This window comes from Streptomyces sp. NPDC008086 (genome assembly GCF_042957325.1).
Taxonomy (GTDB): Bacteria; Actinomycetota; Actinomycetes; order Streptomycetales; family Streptomycetaceae; genus Streptomyces.
Map to the genome: position 1 here is coordinate 503563 of NZ_JBIBIA010000006.1, position 18776 is coordinate 522338.

Below are 18776 nucleotides of genomic sequence, written 5' to 3' on the forward strand. Positions count from 1 at the left end.
GCCATCGTAGGGAACACGTCTGTGACAGTCGCGCGGATGCGCCCTGCGAGGATGGAAACGTGACAGGAACCCTTGTTTTGGCAGGCACCCCCATCGGCGACGTCAAGGACGCCCCGCCCCGGCTGGTCGAGGAGCTCGCCGGCGCGGACCTGATCGCCGCCGAGGACACGCGCCGGCTCAAGCGCCTCACCCAGGCGCTGGACGTGCAGCCGACGGGGCGGGTCGTGTCGTACTTCGAGGGCAACGAGGCCGCGCGGACACCCGAGCTGGTCGAGGCGCTGCTGGCGGGCTCGCGGGTGCTGCTGGTGACGGACGCCGGGATGCCGTCGGTGTCCGACCCCGGGTACCGGCTGGTCGCGGCCGCGGTGGAGAAGGACGTCAGGGTCACGGCGGTGCCGGGGCCGTCCGCCGTGCTGACCGCGCTCGCCCTGTCCGGGCTGCCCGTCGACCGGTTCTGCTTCGAGGGGTTCCTGCCGCGCAAGGCGGGCGAGCGGCTGTCGCGGCTCAGGGAGGTGGCCCAGGAGCGGCGGACGCTCGTCTACTTCGAGGCCCCGCACCGGCTCGACGACACACTCGCCGCGATGGCCGAGGTGTTCGGAGCCGAGCGGCGGGCCGCGGTGTGCCGGGAGCTGACCAAGACGTACGAGGAGGTCAAGCGCGGTGGGCTGGGGGAGCTCGCGGCGTGGGCGGCCGAGGGGGTGCGCGGGGAGATCACCGTGGTCGTCGAGGGGGCGCCGGACAAGGGCGCCGAGGAGGTCGACGCCGCCGAGCTGGTCCGGCGTGTTCGCGTGCGCGAAGAGGCGGGGGAGCGGCGCAAGGAGGCCATCGCGGCGGTGGCGGCGGAGGCCGGGCTGCCCAAGCGGGAGGTCTTCGACGCCGTGGTGGCGGCCAAGAACGCCGGGGCGTGAAACGCCGTGTGAGCAGGGCGTATATCGCATGAGCGTGCGCCCCATGCGGGGGTAAAGGGAGCCGGGCCTTTCGGCAAGGAACGTCCAAGTCGCCCCCAACAGTGGACAGATGGCGTGCGTTCGCTCCTGCGGAGGAGTCCACTGGGTGGTGGGACGCAACCCGTCCCACCAGCGGACCACAGGAGCTGGCATGAGCGAGATCACCGGACACACTGGCCTTCGCAACGGTGCGACCGCCGTCGTCAACGAGTCGTACTCCTTCGCCTGCATGCGCTGCGGGCACGGCTGGGAGCAGTCGTACGAGATAGAGCACCACATAGACGGCGAAGGCCGTGAGTTCGTGATGTACGTGGCCGACGGCCAGGTCGTGCCGTCGCCGCTGAGCCGGCCCACGTGCCCCAACTGCGACAACCACCTCGTGCGCATCATGCGTCCGGGGCGGGTCTCCTCGGTGCGCAACGCGGTGCACCAGCAGCGCCGGGTGCCGTCGGCCGGTCCCGTGGAGGTGCCGGGCGTGCCGTCGGACGCCACGGCGCCCAAGGAGGACCACCACTGGCACCTCTCCGACCTGCTGCACGTCTTCCACCGCAAGGCGAGCTGAGCCCGGCGCCGGCCGAAAGGCCGACCGGTTCGACGGCATGCTCCTTTCGTAGGATCGGGGCATGCCTTCGAACACCTCCGACAAGCACGCCGCCCCGCCGCTCCCGGAGCCGCTCCGGGTGCCGGTCGCCGACTCGCACACCCACCTCGACATGCAGTCCGGCACGGTGGACGAGGGTCTGGCCAAGGCGGCGTCGGTCGGGGTGACCACGGTCGTGCAGGTGGGCTGCGACGTACGCGGCTCCCAGTGGGCGGCCGAGACGGCGGCGCGGTACGACGCCGTGCACGCGACGGTCGCCCTGCACCCGAACGAGGCGCCGCGCATCGTGCACGGGGACCCCGACGGCTGGTCCCGGCAGGGGGCGCGCGAGCCGGGTGGTGCGCGGGCGCTCGACGAGGCACTCGCGGAGATCGACCGCCTCGCCGCGCTCCCGCAGGTGAAGGGCGTCGGCGAGACCGGCCTCGACTACTTCCGCACCGGCCCCGAGGGCAAGGAGGCGCAGGAGGCGTCCTTCCGCGCCCACATCGAGATCGCCAAGCGGCACGGCAAGGCCCTGGTCATCCATGACCGCGAGGCCCACGCGGACGTGCTGCGGGTGCTGAAGGAGGAGGGCGCGCCCGAGCGGACCGTCTTCCACTGCTACTCCGGGGACGCCGAGATGGCCGAGGTGTGCGCCCGCGCCGGCTACTACATGTCCTTCGCGGGCAACGTCACCTTCAAGAACGCCCAGAACCTGCGGGACGCGGTGGCGGTGGCCCCGCTGGAACTGCTCCTCGTGGAGACCGACGCGCCCTTCCTCACACCGGCGCCGTACCGCGGACGGCCCAACGCGCCGTATCTCATTCCGATCACGGTGCGCGCCATGGCCGCCGTCCGGGGGATCGACGAGGACGCGCTGGCGACGGCCCTCGGGGCGAACACGGCACATGCCTTCGGCTACTGACGGATAACCGCCGCATAACGCTCGCAGGGGTACACCTCCGACTTGTCGCGACTATGGGCAGTCGCGTCGCTTTGGAGAGTTTTCACCGCTCCGCTAGGTTCTGGGGGCCCTGAAACGGACCCCTCCGCTGGAGCGTGTCGTCGTGAGCAACGTGCAGTACGAGACGTATGGCCCGAGCCCGGCCCACCGGCCCCCGGGGTACGGCGGCTTCGACCCGCACAGCGTCCAGACGCTGGCGTACGGCGTGGGGACGGCCCCCTCGTACGAGGGATACGGCGGGTACGAGGGATACGAGGGATACGAGGGGCGTGACCTGTACGGCGGCGCGTACGACGACACCTACCGGCCCGCCTACGAGGAGCCCGAAACGGAGTACGAGCCCCTCGTGCGCCCCCGCAGCGGCCGGCGCGCCGCGCACCGGCGCAGGACGCGGCTCGCCGAGCGGGGCGACGGACCCATGCGCCGGCTCGTCCCGCAGGCCCTGGTCGTGGCCTTCCTCGCGGGCGGCACGAGCGCCTTCGTCGCCAAGGACAAGGCGATCGAGCTCAACGTCGACGGCAAGCCGCGCACCCTGCACACCTTCGCCGACGACGTCACCGAACTCCTCGAGGAGGAGGGCGTCGACGTGGGCGCGCGCGACGCCGTGGCACCCGCCGTCGACGCGGCCCTCACCAGCGGTGACGAGATCGCGGTGCGCTACGGGCGGCCCGTGCGGCTGACCCTCGACGGGCAGCGGCGCGAGGTGTGGACGACGGAGCGGACGGTGGAGGCGGCGCTGCGGCAGATCGGGGTGCGCGCGGAAGGGGCGTACGTCTCCACGTCGCGTTCCCGGCGCATCGGGCGGGAGGGGCTCACGCTGGACGTGCGGACCGAACGCGGCGTGACGGTCATGGCCGACGGCCGGGCACGCACCATCCGCACCAACGCCGCGACCGTGGGCGAGGTCGTGCGTCAGGCGGGCATCACGCTGCGCGGCCAGGACACCACCTCCGTCCCCCTGGACAGCTTCCCGCGCGACGGGCAGGCGGTCACGGTGCTGCGGATCACCGGCCGCAAGGAGATCCACGACGAGGCGATCCAGTTCGCCGTGCAGCGGGTCGAGGACCCCTCGGTGTTCAAGGGCACGGAGGTCGTCGAGCGGGCGGGCCGGGTGGGCCTGCGCCGGGTCACGTACTCCCTGCGCACCGTCAACGGCGTCAAGCAGAAGCCCCGGCGGATCAGGTCCGAGGTGGTGCGCGAGCCGCAGACCCAGGTGGTGAAGGTCGGGACCAAGCCGCTGCCGACGTCCGTGCGCGCCGCCGGGGGCCTGGACTGGCAGGGGCTGGCGGCCTGCGAGTCCGGGGGACGCCCGGACGCGGTCGACTCCTCGGGGACGTACGGCGGGCTGTACCAGTTCGACACCCAGACCTGGCACAACCTCGGCGGCGAGGGCCGCCCGCAGGACGCCCCGGCGGAGGAACAGACGATGCGGGCGAAGAAGCTGTACGTGCGGCAGGGGGCGAGCCCATGGCCGCACTGCGGGGAGCGGTTGCACGGGTGAGCGGTACCAAGGCAGCGGGGGCGCGCCCCCAAAGGGGCGCGGGGCTGTGACATATGCGGCTCCGCCGCGTGGGCGCGACCAGCCCCCACCGGCCCGTGGCTGATCACCGTGCAACAGCGGAGCGTACCGCCCCGTACCCTTGTGGCCGTGAGCAGCAGCCCCACCTCCGACGCCCTCCTGGGCCCCGCCGACGTCCGTGAACTGGCGGCCGCCCTCGGTGTGCGCCCCACCAAGCAGCGTGGCCAGAACTTCGTGATCGACGCGAACACGGTCCGCCGTATCGTGCGCACCGCGGAGGTCCGCCCCGACGACGTGGTGGTGGAGGTCGGCCCGGGACTCGGCTCCCTCACGCTCGCCCTGCTGGAGGTGGCCGACCGCGTCACCGCCGTCGAGATCGACGACGTCCTGGCCGCGGCGCTGCCCGCCACCATCGCGGCCCGCATGCCCGAGCTCGCCGACCGTTTCGCGCTGGTGCACTCCGACGCGATGCACGTCACGGAACTGCCCGGCCCGCCGCCCACCGCGCTGGTCGCGAACCTCCCCTACAACGTGGCCGTCCCGGTCCTCCTCCACATGCTCGCCACCTTCCCGAGCATCGAACGCACCCTCGTCATGGTGCAGTCCGAGGTCGCCGACCGCCTCGCCGCCGCCCCCGGCTCGAAGGTGTACGGCGTGCCGTCCGTGAAGGCGAACTGGTACGCCGAGGTCAAGCGGGCCGGAGCCATCGGGCGCAATGTCTTCTGGCCCGCCCCGAACGTCGACAGCGGCCTCGTCGCCCTGACCCGGCGCACCGAGCCGGTCAGGACCACCGCCGCCAGGCGCGAGGTCTTCGCCGTCGTGGACGCCGCCTTCGCCCAGCGCCGCAAGACACTGCGCGCCGCGCTCGCCGGATGGGCCGGTTCGGCCGCCGCCGCCGAGGCCGCCCTCGTCGCGGCCGGCGTCTCCCCGCAGGCCCGCGGCGAGGCCCTGACGGTCGAGGAGTTCGCGGCCATCGCGGAGCACAAGGAAGCCGCCGCCCAGCACGAGGAGTCCGAGTAAGTGAGCGCGAGCGTCGCCGTCCGCGTCCCCGCCAAGGTCAACGTCCAGCTCGCGGTCGGCGCCGCCCGCCCCGACGGCTTCCACGACCTGGCCAACGTCTTCCTGGCCGTCGGCCTGTACGACGAGGTCACCGTGACCCCGGCCGACGAACTCCGGATCACCTGCGAGGGGCCGGACGCCGACCAGGTCCCCCTCGACCGTACGAACCTGGCCGCGCGGGCGGCGATCGCCCTCGCCGAGCGCCGTGGTCTCGAACCGGCCGTCCATGTCCACATCGCCAAGGACATCCCGGTCGCCGGCGGCATGGCGGGCGGCAGCGCGGACGGCGCGGGCGCGCTGCTGGCCTGCGACGCGCTGTGGGGCACGGGCGCCTCCCGTGAGGAACTCCTCGACATCTGCGCCGAGTTGGGCAGCGACGTGCCGTTCAGCCTGGTCGGCGGGGCGGCCCTCGGTACCGGGCGGGGCGAGAAGCTGCGCGTGCTCGACGTGGGCGGCGCCTTCCACTGGGTGTTCGCGATGGCAGGCCGGGGGCTGTCCACGCCCGCCGTGTTCCGGGAGTTCGACCGGCTCGGCGAGGGCACCGTCATCCCCGAGCCCGTCGCCTCCCAGCCGCTGCTCGACGCCCTCGCGAAGGGCGACCCCGACGCGCTGGCCGCCGCCGTCTCCAACGACCTGCAGCCCGCCGCCCTCTCCCTCTTCCCGGAACTCGCCGACACCCTCGACGCCGGCCGCGCCGCGGGTGCGCTCACCGCGCTGGTCTCCGGCTCGGGCCCGACGACGGCGTTCCTCGCCCGCGACCCCGAGTCGGCGGCGAAGGTGGCCGAGACCCTGCGGGCGTCCGGCACCTGCCGCGCGGTGCGCGCCGCGTCGGGGCCCGCGCCGGGCGCCACCGTCGTGCGGACCACCGGAGCGTGACGCCGTACTCACAAGTAGGCGTTCTTTGCCCGATCTCCACACGAAAGTACTGCGTTCGCAGTACAGGTGGGGCGGGTGGGGCCGTTAGGGTCACTTGACGTTTCAACTGCCGGGCCCGTGTGTGCCCCGTGTCCGGCCCCCACCGTCAAGTGCACTTCTGGAAGGGGACACTTCCGTGTCCGAATCCCCCACCCCCGCCCAGCCGTCTCACCGCAGAAAGCGCTCACTGTCCCGTCGCGGCATGATCGCCGCCGGCGGTGCCGTGGCCGCGGGAGCCGCCGTCACGCCGATGGTGTTCGCGGCCACCGACTCCGGCGAGAGCGACAACTCCGCGTCCGGCTCCGGCGATTCCGGCACGACGCCGGAGAAGTTCCCCACCACCCGGACCGAGACCGCCACCGGCACCGGCACGGCCACCACCGCCTTCGCCGCCTCCTACGTCGGGGTGCGCTGGTCCGGCGCCGAGACGGGCGCCGCCATCCGGCTCGCGGACGGCGGCTGGCAGAACCTGGCGAGCGGCTGCGCACACGTCGAGGACGGTGGCACGGCCCTGGTCGCCGCCGACAACGCCAAGGCGTACGAGGTGAGGGCCGCCACCGGCATCGACGGCGTGCGCTCCCTCGCGATCGACACCACCGACGGCCCGAACCGCACCGTCCGGGTGCCGAGCGAGCCCACGCGCGTACGTGGCGTCCGCTACCTCTCGCGCGCCGCCTGGGGCGCCGACGAGTCCAAGCGGTTCAAGCCGGACGGCTCGGTGAACTCGCCCGAGACGTACTACCCGCTCCAGATCATCACGGTCCACCACACCGCGACGCCCAACGCCGACCCCGACCCGGCCGCGACGGTACGCGCGATCTACGAGTACCACGCGATCACCAACGACTGGGGCGACATCGGCTACCACTTCCTCATCGACGAGGCGGGCAACGTCTACGAGGGCCGCTACTCCGGCGACGACGGCATCCCCGCCTTCAACCAGGACGGCGACCTCGTCACCGGCTTCCACACCACCGGCTACAACTCCGGCGCCCTCGGCATCGCCCTGATCGGCGACCTCGACGGCCAGGCCCCGACGGACGCGGCCAAGGCCTCCCTGATCCGCCTGATCAAGGTGATCACCCGGTTCAAGGGCCTGGACCCGCAGGCGCGGGTCACCTACACCAACCCGGTCAACGGCACCAAGAAGGACACCAACACGGTCGGCGGTCACCGCGACTACCTCGCCACCGAGTGCCCCGGCCAGATCATGTACGACCTCCTCGGCGAGGTCCGCGCGGCAGCCGCCCGCCGCTGACGCGGCCACGGCTCGGCACGGGTGCGCCCCGGGGACACGGGGGATCCCCGGGGCGCACCCGTGCCCGGAAATCCCCGCGGTGCCAGGCTGTCGGTGTGCGCGACTACCCTGGAGGGTCGATCGTCCCCCTGGGCAGGAGAGAAATGGCCGTCAACCTGGTCAATGTCGAGAACGTCAGCAAGGTGTACGGCACCCGTGCCCTGCTCGACGGTGTGTCGCTCGGCGTCTCCGAGGGGGACCGCATCGGCGTCGTCGGGCGCAACGGCGACGGCAAGACGACCCTGATCCGGATGCTGGCCAAGCTGGAGGAGGCCGACACCGGCCGGGTCACCCACTCCGGCGGACTGCGGCTCGGCGTGCTCACCCAGCACGACTCGCTCGACCCCGAGGCCACCGTCCGGCACGAGGTCATCCGCGACATGGCCGACCACGAGTGGGCGGGGAACGCGAAGGTCAGGGACGTACTCACCGGCCTCTTCGGCGGTCTCGACCTGCCCGGCTTCCCGCAGGGCCTCGACACCGTCATCGGCCCGCTCTCCGGTGGCGAGCGGCGGCGGATCGCGCTCGCCAAGCTGCTCATCGAGGAGCAGGACCTGATCGTCCTCGACGAGCCCACCAACCACCTCGACGTCGAGGGCATCGCCTGGCTCGCCCAGCACCTGCGCGAGCGGCGCTCCGGCCTCGTCTGCGTCACCCACGACCGCTGGTTCCTCGACCAGGTCTGCACCCGCATGTGGGACGTCCAGCGCGGCGCGGTCTACGAGTACGAGGGCGGCTACTCCGACTACGTCTTCGCGCGCGCCGAGCGCGAGCGCATCGCCGCCACCGAAGAGGTGAAGCGGCAGAACCTCGTCCGCAAGGAGCTGGCCTGGCTGCGACGCGGCGCCCCCGCGCGGACGTCCAAGCCGCGCTTCCGCGTCGAGGCCGCCAACGAGCTCATCAAGGACGTGCCGCCGCCCCGGGACAGCAGCGAGCTGATGAAGTTCGCCTCGTCCCGGCTCGGCAAGACCGTCTTCGACCTGGAGGACATCACCGTCCAGGCCGGCCCCAAGGTCCTGCTCAAGCACGTGACATGGCAGCTCGGCCCCGGCGACCGCATCGGCCTCGTCGGTGTCAACGGCGCGGGGAAGACCTCCCTGCTGCGGGCGATGGCCGAGGCTGCCCGTACGGAGGGCGAGACCCAGCCCACCGGTGGCCGCATCGCCGTCGGCAAGACCGTCAAGCTCGCCTACCTCTCCCAGGAGGTCGACGAACTCGACCCGAACTGGCGGGTGCTGGAGGCCGTCCAGGCGGTGCGCGAGCGCGTCGACCTCGGCAAGGGGCGCGAGATGACCGCCGGGCAGCTGTGCGAGACGTTCGGGTTCGGCAAGGAGAAGCAGTGGACGCCGGTCGGGGACCTCTCGGGCGGTGAGCGGCGGCGGCTGCAGCTGCTGCGTCTGCTCATGGACGAGCCCAACGTCCTCTTCCTCGACGAGCCCACCAACGACCTCGACATCGAGACCCTCACCCAGCTGGAGGACGTCCTCGACGGCTGGCCCGGCTCGATGATCGTCATCTCCCACGACCGGTTCTTCATCGAGCGCACCACCGACCGGGTGTTCGCCCTGCTCGGCGACGCCACCTTGCGGATGCTGCCGCGCGGCATCGACGAGTACCTGGAGCGCCGGCACCGTATGGAGGCGCAGGCCGCCGCCGCCACGACCTCCGGGCCGGGGGCGGAGAAGGTCGTGCCGGAGAAGAGTGCGGCCGATGCGCGGGCCGCGAAGAAGGAGTTGCAGCGGATCGAGCGGCAGCTCGACAAGCTCTCCGAGAAGGAGACGAAGCTGCACGCGCAGATCGCTGAGAACGCCACGGACTTCGGGAAGGTTGCCGAACTCGACGCGGAGTTGCGGGACTTGGCGGGGCAGCGGGATGAGCTTGAGATGCGGTGGCTGGAACTCGCGGAGGACGCGTAGCGGTAAGGGAGCGACACGGGGGTGCCGCTGTGTGTCGGTTGTCGGCTGCGGCGCGGTTGTGGCTGGTCGCGTAGTTCCCCGCGCCCCTTCAACCCGGGCGCTGCGCGCCCTGGGTGAAGGGGGTGTGAAGGCGGATAACGGGGGCATCACGAGCCGGTCCTCCCTTGGGAACAGCGGGCGAGACGGCCCGGTGGGGTGTCGGCGGTGGGTGATAGAAAGAGCCGTCTGAGAACAGTCTGAGAACCGTCGGTGTGGCGGAAACGCGATGGCGCAGGACGTGGCACCACACCGGGCACGAGGGGGAACCGTTCATGAGCCAGCCGCCCAACCAGCCGCCCCAGGGCGGTTTCGGCGCACCGCAGGACCCGCGGGAGGGTGGCTTCGGCGCACCGCAGCCTCCGCAGGACGCCCCGCAGTCGCCGCCCCCGCCGCCGCAGGGTCCGCCCCAGACGCCGCCGCCCCCGCAGGGCCCGCCGCCCGGCGCCCCGCAGCCCGGCTACGGCTACCCGCAGCAGCCCGGGCCGTACGGCCAGCCGCCGCAGCCGCAGCCGGGGCCGTACGGTCAGCCACCGCAGCAGCCGGGGCCGTACGGGTATCCGCAGCAGCCAGGGCCCTACGGCCAGCAGCCCGCACAGGGTTACGGCTTCCCGCCCCAGCCGCAGTACCCCGGTGCCCCGCAGCCCGGCTCGCGCAACCCCTTCAAGGGTAAGCCCGCCCTCGCCGTCGGTGCCGCGGTCGCGGCGCTGGCCGTCATCGGCGGCACCGTGTTCGCGGTGACCCGCGGCGGGGACGACGACCCGAAGAAGCCGGTCGCCCAGGAGAGCGGCGACGCGAAGAACACCGAGTCCCCGAGCGAGGACCCCGACAACGGCGGTGGCGGCGGCGCCGACCCGGAGAACCTCAACGGAGGCCGTGAGGCCGGCGATTCGAAGGTGCTCTGGTACAAGCCGGCGCCCGACGCGCCCGGCTCCGGCGCCGACGCCCCCGGCATGTGGATCACCGACAAGGCCGCGGTGAAGGCCGCGTACAAGCAGGTCTTCGCCTACAACGTCGGTGACGGCGAGGCCACCTGGGACCCGATCACCTTCCCCGAGAAGATCTGCGCGGTGACCCCGCAGAAGTCCGCCGACGACAAGGTCGTCGTCGCGTACATGAGCGGCAGCAGCGACCGCGCCAAGTGCAACCAGCTCCAGCAGATCGACCTCAACACCGGAGCCAAGGGCTGGAAGGCCTCGGTCGAGAACGGCGCGCTGTTCGACAGCACCCTCGACGTCGAACTGTCCATCACCGGCAAGACGCTGATGGTGGCCCGCTCCCAGTCCGGCACCGCGTACGACATCAACAGCGGCGAGAAGCTGTGGGACAAGAAGCGGTACGGCGACGCCTGCTTCCCGGACTCCTTCGCGGGCGGCGAGAAGCTGATCGCCGTGGCGGGCTGCAACGCCAGCCGCAGCAACGAGCACGACGAGGTGCAGGAGCTGGACCCGGCGACCGGCAAGGCCAAGTGGACCTGGCAGTTCGCCAACGGCTGGAAGGTCTCGCGCGTCTTCTCCGTGGACCCGCTGGTCATCTACAGCACCAACGAGGACAAGAAGCAGTGGAACATCTCCACCTTCGGCCCCGACGGCAAGCGCCGCTCGCAGGTCGACGTCGCCCTGGAGATCGGCGCCCAGTGCGGCTGGGCCATCCTCCAGCGTGACCTCCAGGGCTGCACCGGCGTGGCCGCCGACGCCGACACGCTCTACATGCCGACCAAGGCAGTCACGGGCCCCAACGAGATCGTCGCGGTCAACCTCGCCAACGGCAAGGAGAAGTGGCGTGTGAAGTCCCCGGCGGAGGAGTCGATGCTGCCGATCAAGGTCGAGGACGGCAAGCTCATCGCCTACGTCGATCCGTCGTACGACGCGGGCGGCCAGGTCGTGTCCATCCCGGTCACCGGCGGCAGCCCCAAGCCGACGACGCTGCTGAAGAACCCGGCGAGCGCCTCGGACGTGGAACGAGGCTTCTTCACCAAGGCGTTCGACTGGGCCGACGGGCGCTTCTACCTCTCCAGCACCCGGCTGACCGGCAACGACGCCGCCAAGGAGAAGCTGATCCTCGCCTTCGGCAAGTGAGGCGCGCGCCGGACAACCCCCTCGCCGCCGCCCCTTTCGTCCCCCTCCCCTGAGGTACCCACGCCATGACCCAGCCGCCGCCTCCGCCGCCGAACCAGCCCCCGCAGGGCGGGTTCGGCCCGCCCCAGGACCAGCCGCCCCAGCAGCCGGGGAGCGGCGGCTTCGGCGCGCCTCAGACCCCGCCGCCGCCCCAGGGCCCGCCGCCGTCCGGGTACGGCTACCCGCAGCCGCCCCAGCCCCCGCAGACCCCTCCGGGCGGGTACGGCCACCCCGGCCAGCAGCCGCCCGCTCCGTACGGTCAGCCGCAGAACCCCTACGGGCAGCAGCAGGCCCCGTACGGCCAGCCGCAGCCGCCCGGCTACGGCTATCCGCAGCAGACCGTGCCGCTGCACCACCAGGCCGGCGGGCCCGGCGGCGGTGGCAGGTCCAGCTCGCAGCTGGCCGTCATCGTGGCCGCGGCCGTCGTGGTGATCGCGCTGATCATCGGCGGCGGCGTGTGGTACGCCAAGTCCGGTGACGCCGGCAAGGACGAGACCGCCAGCTCCAGCGGCGGCACCAGCGGCGGCTCCGACGGCGAGGGCGGCGGCGCGGGCGACGACACCCCCGACGGCACCGAGAAGGTGCCCTCCGACACCAACTCCTCCGTCCTCTTCCAGGTCCCCGCACCCAAGGTCGAGGACGACACCAGCGTCGTCGTGTCCGGCTCCTGGCTGACCGACAAGGCGTACGTCAAGAGCGGTGTCTCGGAGATCGTCGGCTACGACCCCGAGAAGGGCACCAAGCTCTGGACGATCCCGCTGCCCGGCCCGGTCTGCCAGGCCAGCAAGCACGTCAACGACGACAACCTCACCGCCGTCGCGTTCCAGCCCGGCAAGCCGACCAAGGACAGGCCCTCGTACGGCTGCAGCGAGGTCGCGGCGATCGACCTCGACGCCGGCAAGAAGCTGTGGACGAAGCACGCCGAGGTGGACGGGTCACCGATCCGCTTCGACAACATCACCGTCAGCGGCAACACCGTCGCGGCCGGCGGCACGAGCGGCGGCACCGCCTTCGACATCGAGTCCGGCAAGCAGCTGTGGGTCCCGAAGGCCGACGACGGCTGCTACGACCTCGGGTACGCCGGGGGCGAGAAGCTGGTCACGATCCGCAAGTGCGGCTCCTACCAGCAGCCTCAGCTGCACATCCTGACGGTCGACCCGAAGTCCGGCTCGGTGATCTCCGAGTACAAGATGGCCGAGGGCGTCGAGTACGCCAGCGTCATCTCCACCGAGCCGCTCGTCGTCGCCGCCGAGGTCGGGGACACGGACTCCATCGGCCTCTCGGACGTCTTCTCGATCGACAACAAGACCGGCAAGCTGCGCATCCGTATCTCCGTGCCCAGCGACCAGTTCGAGGCCCGCTGCTCCGGTGTCACCACGATCGAGCAGTGCAAGGGCGTCGTGGTGGGCAACGACCGGCTCTACGTCGAGACCAAGCAGCACGACGGCAGCCGTGGCTCCTACGGCATGACCAACGAGATCGTCGCCTTCGACCTCGCCACCGGCAAGCAGACCGGGCAGCGGGCCGACGCGGGTGACCGCTACACGATGACGCCGTTGCGGATGGACGGGGGCAACGTGATCGCGTACAAGCGGCCGCCGTACGACAAGGGCGGGCAGATCGTCAGCATCGACGGCGGCACGTTCAAGGAGACGGAGCTGCTGGAGAACCCGGCGTCGAGGTCGGTCCGGGACGTGGAGACGCGGCTGTCTCCGCAGTACTCCGAGATCATCTACTCGCAGGGGCGGCTGTACATGTCCGCCGTGTACGCGAGCGAGTTGACGAGTTCGGACACGCGGAAGGTGCATGTGATCGCGTTCGGGGCGCAGGGCTGAGTTGGGTTCTGGGCGATGTCGTCGGTGCGTCGTTGGCGCGCACGTACGGCTGCTGCTCGCCGCCGTTTCCACCACGGCGAAGTGCCGATAGTTTTTCGACCCCGGCTACTCACTCAACTCCTTGAGTGGACGGGGCTGTACACATGCGTTCCGGTTACGTGGGGAACGGAGGCTTCTTCCGGGGGGCTGACGGCAGCCACCGGCACCGCGTTGCTCTGGGCTTGAACAGCGAGTTCGGCCCCACATGGGCGAGAGACGTCAGCTAGGCTGAACGCCTCGAACTGATGACCTATAAGCAACGGGGGTTGCTTTATGCCTACTTGTGTGGGCTTCCCACGTCCTGGAGATACCTGGGGTCGGCCGAGCGGGAGCCGGCGTGGCTTCTGACTTCTCCCGACTGATGAAACAGGACTTCTCCGACCTGGAGGCCGCGGCCAAGTCGTGGCGAGGGCTGTCGACGATCATGGACTCCCTCACCGACCGCCATCGGCGGCAGGTCACGGGACCGCTGCACCAGTCTTGGGAGGGGGACGACGCGAACGCTGCCCTCTTCTACCTGGAGGATGTCGAGTCGCGGATCGGCGTGGTGGAGACGGAGGCCATGGCTATCTCCGCAGTCCTGGAATCAACCAGGTTCTGGATGGAGCAGGCCCAGACGGCCCTGCGCAATGCGGTTCGGCGTGCGGAGGACGACCGCTTCAACGTCGACGACGACGGCTGGGTCAGCGACCCGACGACCACGGATCTTCCACGCCAAGATCCCGATGCACAGAGAATCATCGCGGATCGCAGTGCCCTGCTTGGGGAGCACCGCGCAGCCATTGATGATGCTCTGGCCGACGCGCACAAAGCCAGCAATGACGGTACGAAGGCCCTCGCGGAGCTGAACGGCGACATCCTCACCGACCCGCTCAGCCACGACGCGGCGGCGGAGTCCGCCCAGGACGTCAAGAATGCGATGAAGGCGCTGGGCGAGCAGCCCCCACAGATCCCCGAGGACGACCCAAAGGCCGCTGCGGAGTGGTGGAAGGCTCTCAGCCCCGAGGAGCGCCAGACCTACACGACTCTCTATCCGAAGCAGATCGGAGCGACCGACGGCCTGCCGTCGAATGTACGCGACGACGCCAATCGCACGGCCCTCGCCCAAGAACTCAATCTGGTCCAGGAGGGTAGCTGGGACGAAGGGTTCCCGGGCGAGAGTGACGAAACGGTCAACAAACGCCTGAGCAACCTGCAGGTGCTCAACGAGCAACTCGAAGCCCGGGACGGTGCGCCCAAGGGTAAGGAGCTGTACCTCCTCGGCTACGACTCCAAGGCAGATGGACGTGCCATCATCGCCATGGGCAACCCGGACACGGCCGACAATGTCGGTGTCCAGGTCCCGGGCACCAGTACCACAATGAACTCCACAGAAGGGCAGTTGGGGCGCATCAGCAAGCTGCAGGACTCGGCTGGGGAAGCAGATCCCACTGCGGAAACGGCCATGGTGTACTGGCTGGGCTACGACGCTCCTGAAGTTCCGATCAGTGAGGCCAATAACCTTAGTGTCGCTGGCCCCGGCCGGGCTGAGGATGGTGCCCAAGACTTGCGGGACTTTACGCACGGCCTGCGTGCCTCCCATGAAGGTGAGAGGGCAAACCTTACTGTGCTCGGCCACAGTTACGGATCCACCGCTGTGGGCGCAGCAGCAGCCGGAGGCGACGGTTTGGATGCGGACAATATTGCCGTTGTTGGCAGCCCCGGCATGACCGTGGACCGAGCGGAAGAGCTCAATATTGACCCAAGCCATGTCTATGTAGGTCTGGCTGAAGACGACCTTGTCAGAGATGCTCAAGACCTGAGCGTCGGGCATAACGTGACTTCCGATTACTTCGGTGCGAATCGGTTTGCAACCGACACTAGCGGCCACAGCGGTTACTGGGATGAGAACAAGGATGGCATGAGCGAAAGCCTGGCAAACCAAGGACGGATCATTGCTGGCCGTCAGCCGAGCGAATACAACCCTCCTCCCTCGATGCCGGCCCAACCGCCCGGACATCTGTGATCAACGTCAACTGTTCCGATGTTCCGCCAGCCACAAGCGAGAACGATGCTCCGCAAGAACATGCTCATAGCTGTCCTGGCAATCACGATTACCTTCTTCACCGGAGCTTGCATGTCCCAGCAAACCGACGACATTAACAAACCCCTCCCTCGCAAGAGCAGGGAGGAATCGCTGCAATGGGCGAAGGACTACACCTCGACCATGGCACGATATGCTGATGTCGAGATCTCCGGTGATCCTGCGCCGAGGAAGCGTTTTGACACCTGCGTAGGTCAGAACGACGAAGTGGCCGAAGACGGGCGGTATACGCTCACCTATACTGGCTATGCAAAGCTCCCGGATAAGCAGCACATCCCCGCCATCCGTAAGCTTCGTAAGGCGCTTGAGGAGCACGGGATCCGCATTACCAGCCACACCGAGCGCCCTGAAACACCTGAAGCAATCATGTACGCCAGGAGCGACAGTGAGGGCTACTCGCTCATCGCGGACTCGGTTAACCCACCCGGCACTCTCCGGCTCTCTGTCTCCACCCCTTGCTTCCTTCCTCCAGGAGCCACGCAGCAGCAGTTCTGACCGCCTGAGAGGAACCTGACATGTCCAAGAGCACCAAAGCTGACCCGTCCGAGCTGCGCGCCTCCGCCGGCGCATGCGATGACATCGCCCGCACCATGAAGGGGCCGGCCGACAAGGCCATCAAAGAGGCTGGCACCGCGGGCAGTTCACTCAGGGGTTGGTCGATGGGGTCGGCCCTGACGGAGATCGCTACCAGCTGGAAGCCCGCGCTTGACGGTTTGCATGCCCGCGTCCAAGCCGGCGGCGACAACCTCAGATCGTCTGCGAACGGCCATGAATGGAACGACCAGCGAGTTTCCCAGGACTTCGAAAAGGCCGAAGCGGACACGGCAACGCAGGCCACTCCCGGCGTGATGCCTCCGGCGCTGCGCCCGGCTGGCGGGGAGTCGCACCGGGTAGGGAGTCTGGGAGGCCAGCAGGCCGGCGATGCACCGCTGGACCCGCGCGCTTCGTACGGCACCAATATGCCGACGTACGACGAGACCATCGGTATACGCCCCACGCCCGGCACGAACGACTTCGGCTGACGCGGCGCGCTCCTGCCTGATCGATCGGCGGGATCCGCAGGGCGGACGAACCTGCAGTTCAGACCCGGCTCCTACCGCTGGTAGGGGTTGCCGCCTGGCGGGGGCTGGTTCGGTGGGGTGGCTGGGGGTGTGGGGTGTTGCTGGTAGAGATTCGGGGGCACGGCCTGGTTGCCGTACGGCTGCTGCTGGGCGTGCGTGGTGAAGCCGGGCGGCGGGCTGTCGCGGCGGGCGCGGTTCTTGCTGCGGACGGCGAGGGCGCCGATCATGAGGACGAGGAGGACTCCGCCTGCGGCGAGGGCGAGGATCGTGGTGGTGCTCAGGCCGCTGCTGTCGTCCGAGCTGCTGGTGGAAGCCGGGGGTGTGGAGGCGTCGTCTTTGCCGGTGCTGCTGGAGTCGGCGGCGGGCATGGTCAGGGGGCCGTTCTTGGGGCCGGCCGGGATGTCCTGCTTGAGGGCGGCGAGCGGCTGGATGTAGCCGTAGCCGTACTTCTCGTCGGGGAGCTTGAGGCCCTTGGCGTCGTCCGGGAGACCGGCCGTCTTGGTGAGGCGGTTGACGATCTGGCCTGCGGTGAGGTCGGGGAACCTCTCGCGGAGGAGGGCGCAGGCGGCGGAGACGTAGGCGGTGGAGGCGGAGGTGCCGTCGCCAATGTTGTACTCGGAGTTGGAACCGCCTGTGGAGACAACGCTGACGCCAGGAGCCGTTAGCAACGTATTCGGGCCGTAGTTGGACTTTGCCCAAATCTCCCCGGCTTTGTTAACCGCGCCCATCGCGACTGCTCTGGGGTAACTGGCGGGATAGAGCGGCTGCTCGCTGCCAGTTCCGTCGTTTCCAGTGACCAACGACAATGACGTCCTTCTTGCCCGTGCGGATGTGCGTGCGCTGCGACCGCGTCACCGACACTCCGGTCCTCGTCTCCGAGGTGCACCAGAACTCCGGGCCCGGATTCAGTGTGTACGCGTGCGGCGACTGCGCGCCTCACTTCCTGCCACCGCCCGACGTGTTCGACCTCTTGCGGGCCAGGCGCCGGGGCACGGGAGGTTGACCACCGGGGCGCACGTGAAGCCGCCGCGACCGTCCTGAGACACCCGGCTTGGACGGACCCGGACAGCCTCCTGTCCGGTCACCGTTGGGGTGAACGGCACCCGAAGCTGTCCAGGCGGAGGGTGCCGTTCGCCGTTCTGAAAACGCCGACGCCTGACCCGCAACGCACCACCCGAGCCCCCTCGCCCGGTCGCCTCGCCTCACGACCTGGCCGGGCGGGCGGCGCGCCCTCACGCCCCGGCTCAGGCTCCGGCACCCGCCCCGGCTCCATCCCCGCCCGCTCCTCCAGCCGCCGCCCCAGCGACACAATCGCCGAGTCCTGGGGCTTCCCTGAGCTCGCCAAACGGTGACACGAAGGGACCGTTGGCATACTGCCTCATCTTCGCCGAATGCGCGGAACGCCGGAAAATCCGCCGTTCCGGGGCACTTCTCACCGGTAGGGGGAGCGCAACGTCGAACAAGCGTGTAGCTTCCGGGGGCATGAAGGGTGGGGGAGTCGGGAGGGGGGCTCTGTCCGTCCGTGCGGAGGGGACCGGAGTCTTGGGGGACTGGGGGGTTTCTCGATGGGAGTGCGGCTCATGGTGGTCGACGACCACCGGTTGCTCGCGGAGGCGTTGGCGTCGGCGTTGAAGCTGAGAGGGCATCGGGTGCTGGCCGCGGCGGCGCCGGCCGCGGGGGCGGCGGAGCTGGTGATCACGCGGGCGCCCGAGGTGTGTCTGCTGGGGACCGCTTCGCCCGCGGAGCCGGGGATGTTCGATCCGGTGGTGAAGATCAAGCGGGAGCGGCCGCAGGTGGCTGTGCTGGTGTTGGGGCCGGTGCCGAGTCCTCGGGGGATCGCGGCGGCGTTCGCGGCGGGGGCGTCCGGCTATGTGCGGCACGACGAACGCATAGAGGGCGTCGAGCGGGCGATCATGAAGGCTCGGGCGGGGGAGGCCGCGGTGGCGCCCTCTCTGCTGCAGGGCGCGTTCAGCGAGTTGCTCAACCCGGCCGCCCAGCCGGACGACGAGGGGCAGCGGCTGTTGCAGATGCTCACGCCTCGCGAGGTCGAGGTCCTGGTCCGGGTCGCGGACGGCGAGGACACCCGGCTGATCGCTGCGGGGATGGGCATCGCACCGTCGACCGCGCGTACGCATGTCCAACGGGTGCTGATGAAGCTGGGCGTCGGGTCGAGACTCGAGGCGGCGGCGTTGGCGGCGCGGACGGGGTTGCTGGACCAGGCGGGCCCCCTCCCGCACACGTCCGGGGAGACGGAGGTGGGGCGGGAGCCGTGACAACTCCTGCCCCGCCTCACTCGCTGTCCGCGCTGATCACCCGCGCGGCCCCCGGTCAGCGCAGCACCGAGCAGGAGCCGCTGATCGTCGCCGCGGAGCCCGAGGCCGGGGATGCCGTCGCGGGTGACCGCGCCC

Annotated in this window: 15 protein-coding genes; 14 read left to right on the top strand and 1 reads right to left on the bottom strand. The window is 70.2% G+C overall.

Features of this window, described 5'->3' with window-relative positions; translation table 11 throughout:
* Positions 1 to 59 precede the first annotated feature (59 nt).
* The 13 genes from rsmI to ACFZBP_RS23730 all read left to right on the top strand — a co-directional run bounded on the left by rsmI (position 60) and on the right by ACFZBP_RS23730 (position 16329).
* Positions 60 to 908, top strand: coding sequence for a 16S rRNA (cytidine(1402)-2'-O)-methyltransferase (rsmI, locus tag ACFZBP_RS23670; RefSeq protein ID WP_391415854.1), 849 nt, complete (start codon positions 60 to 62; stop codon positions 906 to 908).
* Positions 909 to 1098: 190 nt separating this feature from the next.
* The gene (locus ACFZBP_RS23675; protein WP_391415856.1) at positions 1099 to 1509 is read left to right on the top strand and encodes a hypothetical protein; all 411 of its coding nucleotides are present in this window, start codon (positions 1099 to 1101) and stop codon (positions 1507 to 1509) included.
* Between the two features lie 61 nt (positions 1510 to 1570).
* The gene (locus tag ACFZBP_RS23680) at positions 1571 to 2452 is read left to right on the top strand and encodes a TatD family hydrolase (RefSeq protein ID WP_062722228.1); all 882 of its coding nucleotides are present in this window, start codon (positions 1571 to 1573) and stop codon (positions 2450 to 2452) included.
* Between the two features lie 142 nt (positions 2453 to 2594).
* The gene (locus tag ACFZBP_RS23685) at positions 2595 to 3992 is read left to right on the top strand and encodes a ubiquitin-like domain-containing protein (RefSeq protein WP_391415859.1); all 1398 of its coding nucleotides are present in this window, start codon (positions 2595 to 2597) and stop codon (positions 3990 to 3992) included.
* Between the two features lie 147 nt (positions 3993 to 4139).
* Positions 4140 to 5030, top strand: coding sequence for a 16S rRNA (adenine(1518)-N(6)/adenine(1519)-N(6))-dimethyltransferase RsmA (gene rsmA, locus ACFZBP_RS23690; protein ID WP_391415861.1), 891 nt, complete (start codon positions 4140 to 4142; stop codon positions 5028 to 5030).
* On the top strand, positions 5031 to 5945 hold the full coding sequence (locus ACFZBP_RS23695; RefSeq protein WP_391415863.1) for a 4-(cytidine 5'-diphospho)-2-C-methyl-D-erythritol kinase: 915 nt from the start codon (positions 5031 to 5033) through the stop codon (positions 5943 to 5945).
* Between the two features lie 175 nt (positions 5946 to 6120).
* Positions 6121 to 7242: an N-acetylmuramoyl-L-alanine amidase gene (locus ACFZBP_RS23700; RefSeq protein ID WP_391415865.1), complete on the top strand. Its 1122-nt coding sequence runs from the start codon at positions 6121 to 6123 to the stop codon at positions 7240 to 7242.
* Positions 7243 to 7385: 143 nt separating this feature from the next.
* A complete protein-coding gene (locus ACFZBP_RS23705; protein WP_391415867.1) occupies positions 7386 to 9197 on the top strand; it encodes an ATP-binding cassette domain-containing protein in 1812 nt (603 codons plus the stop codon).
* A gap of 311 nt (positions 9198 to 9508) precedes the next feature.
* A complete protein-coding gene (locus tag ACFZBP_RS23710; protein WP_391415869.1) occupies positions 9509 to 11311 on the top strand; it encodes a PQQ-binding-like beta-propeller repeat protein in 1803 nt (600 codons plus the stop codon).
* Positions 11312 to 11376: 65 nt separating this feature from the next.
* Positions 11377 to 13185, top strand: coding sequence for a PQQ-binding-like beta-propeller repeat protein (locus ACFZBP_RS23715; RefSeq protein ID WP_391415871.1), 1809 nt, complete (start codon positions 11377 to 11379; stop codon positions 13183 to 13185).
* 376 nt (positions 13186 to 13561) lie between these two features.
* Positions 13562 to 15229 (top strand): alpha/beta hydrolase, encoded by a 1668-nt coding sequence (locus ACFZBP_RS23720; protein WP_391415873.1) that lies wholly within the window; start codon positions 13562 to 13564, stop codon positions 15227 to 15229.
* A gap of 45 nt (positions 15230 to 15274) precedes the next feature.
* Positions 15275 to 15802, top strand: coding sequence for a hypothetical protein (locus ACFZBP_RS23725; RefSeq protein ID WP_391415875.1), 528 nt, complete (start codon positions 15275 to 15277; stop codon positions 15800 to 15802).
* 20 nt (positions 15803 to 15822) lie between these two features.
* Entirely contained in the window at positions 15823 to 16329 is a 507-nt protein-coding gene (locus ACFZBP_RS23730; RefSeq protein ID WP_391415878.1) for a hypothetical protein, read from the top strand.
* Positions 16330 to 16400: 71 nt separating this feature from the next.
* On the opposite strand, the gene ACFZBP_RS23735 is transcribed toward ACFZBP_RS23730, so the two are convergent.
* On the bottom strand, positions 16401 to 17174 hold the full coding sequence (locus tag ACFZBP_RS23735) for a S8 family serine peptidase (protein ID WP_391415880.1): 774 nt from the start codon (positions 17172 to 17174) through the stop codon (positions 16401 to 16403).
* Between the two features lie 759 nt (positions 17175 to 17933).
* Here ACFZBP_RS23735 and ACFZBP_RS23740 point away from each other — a divergent pair.
* Entirely contained in the window at positions 17934 to 18641 is a 708-nt protein-coding gene (locus tag ACFZBP_RS23740) for a LuxR C-terminal-related transcriptional regulator (protein WP_391415882.1), read from the top strand.
* Positions 18642 to 18776 lie beyond the last annotated feature (135 nt).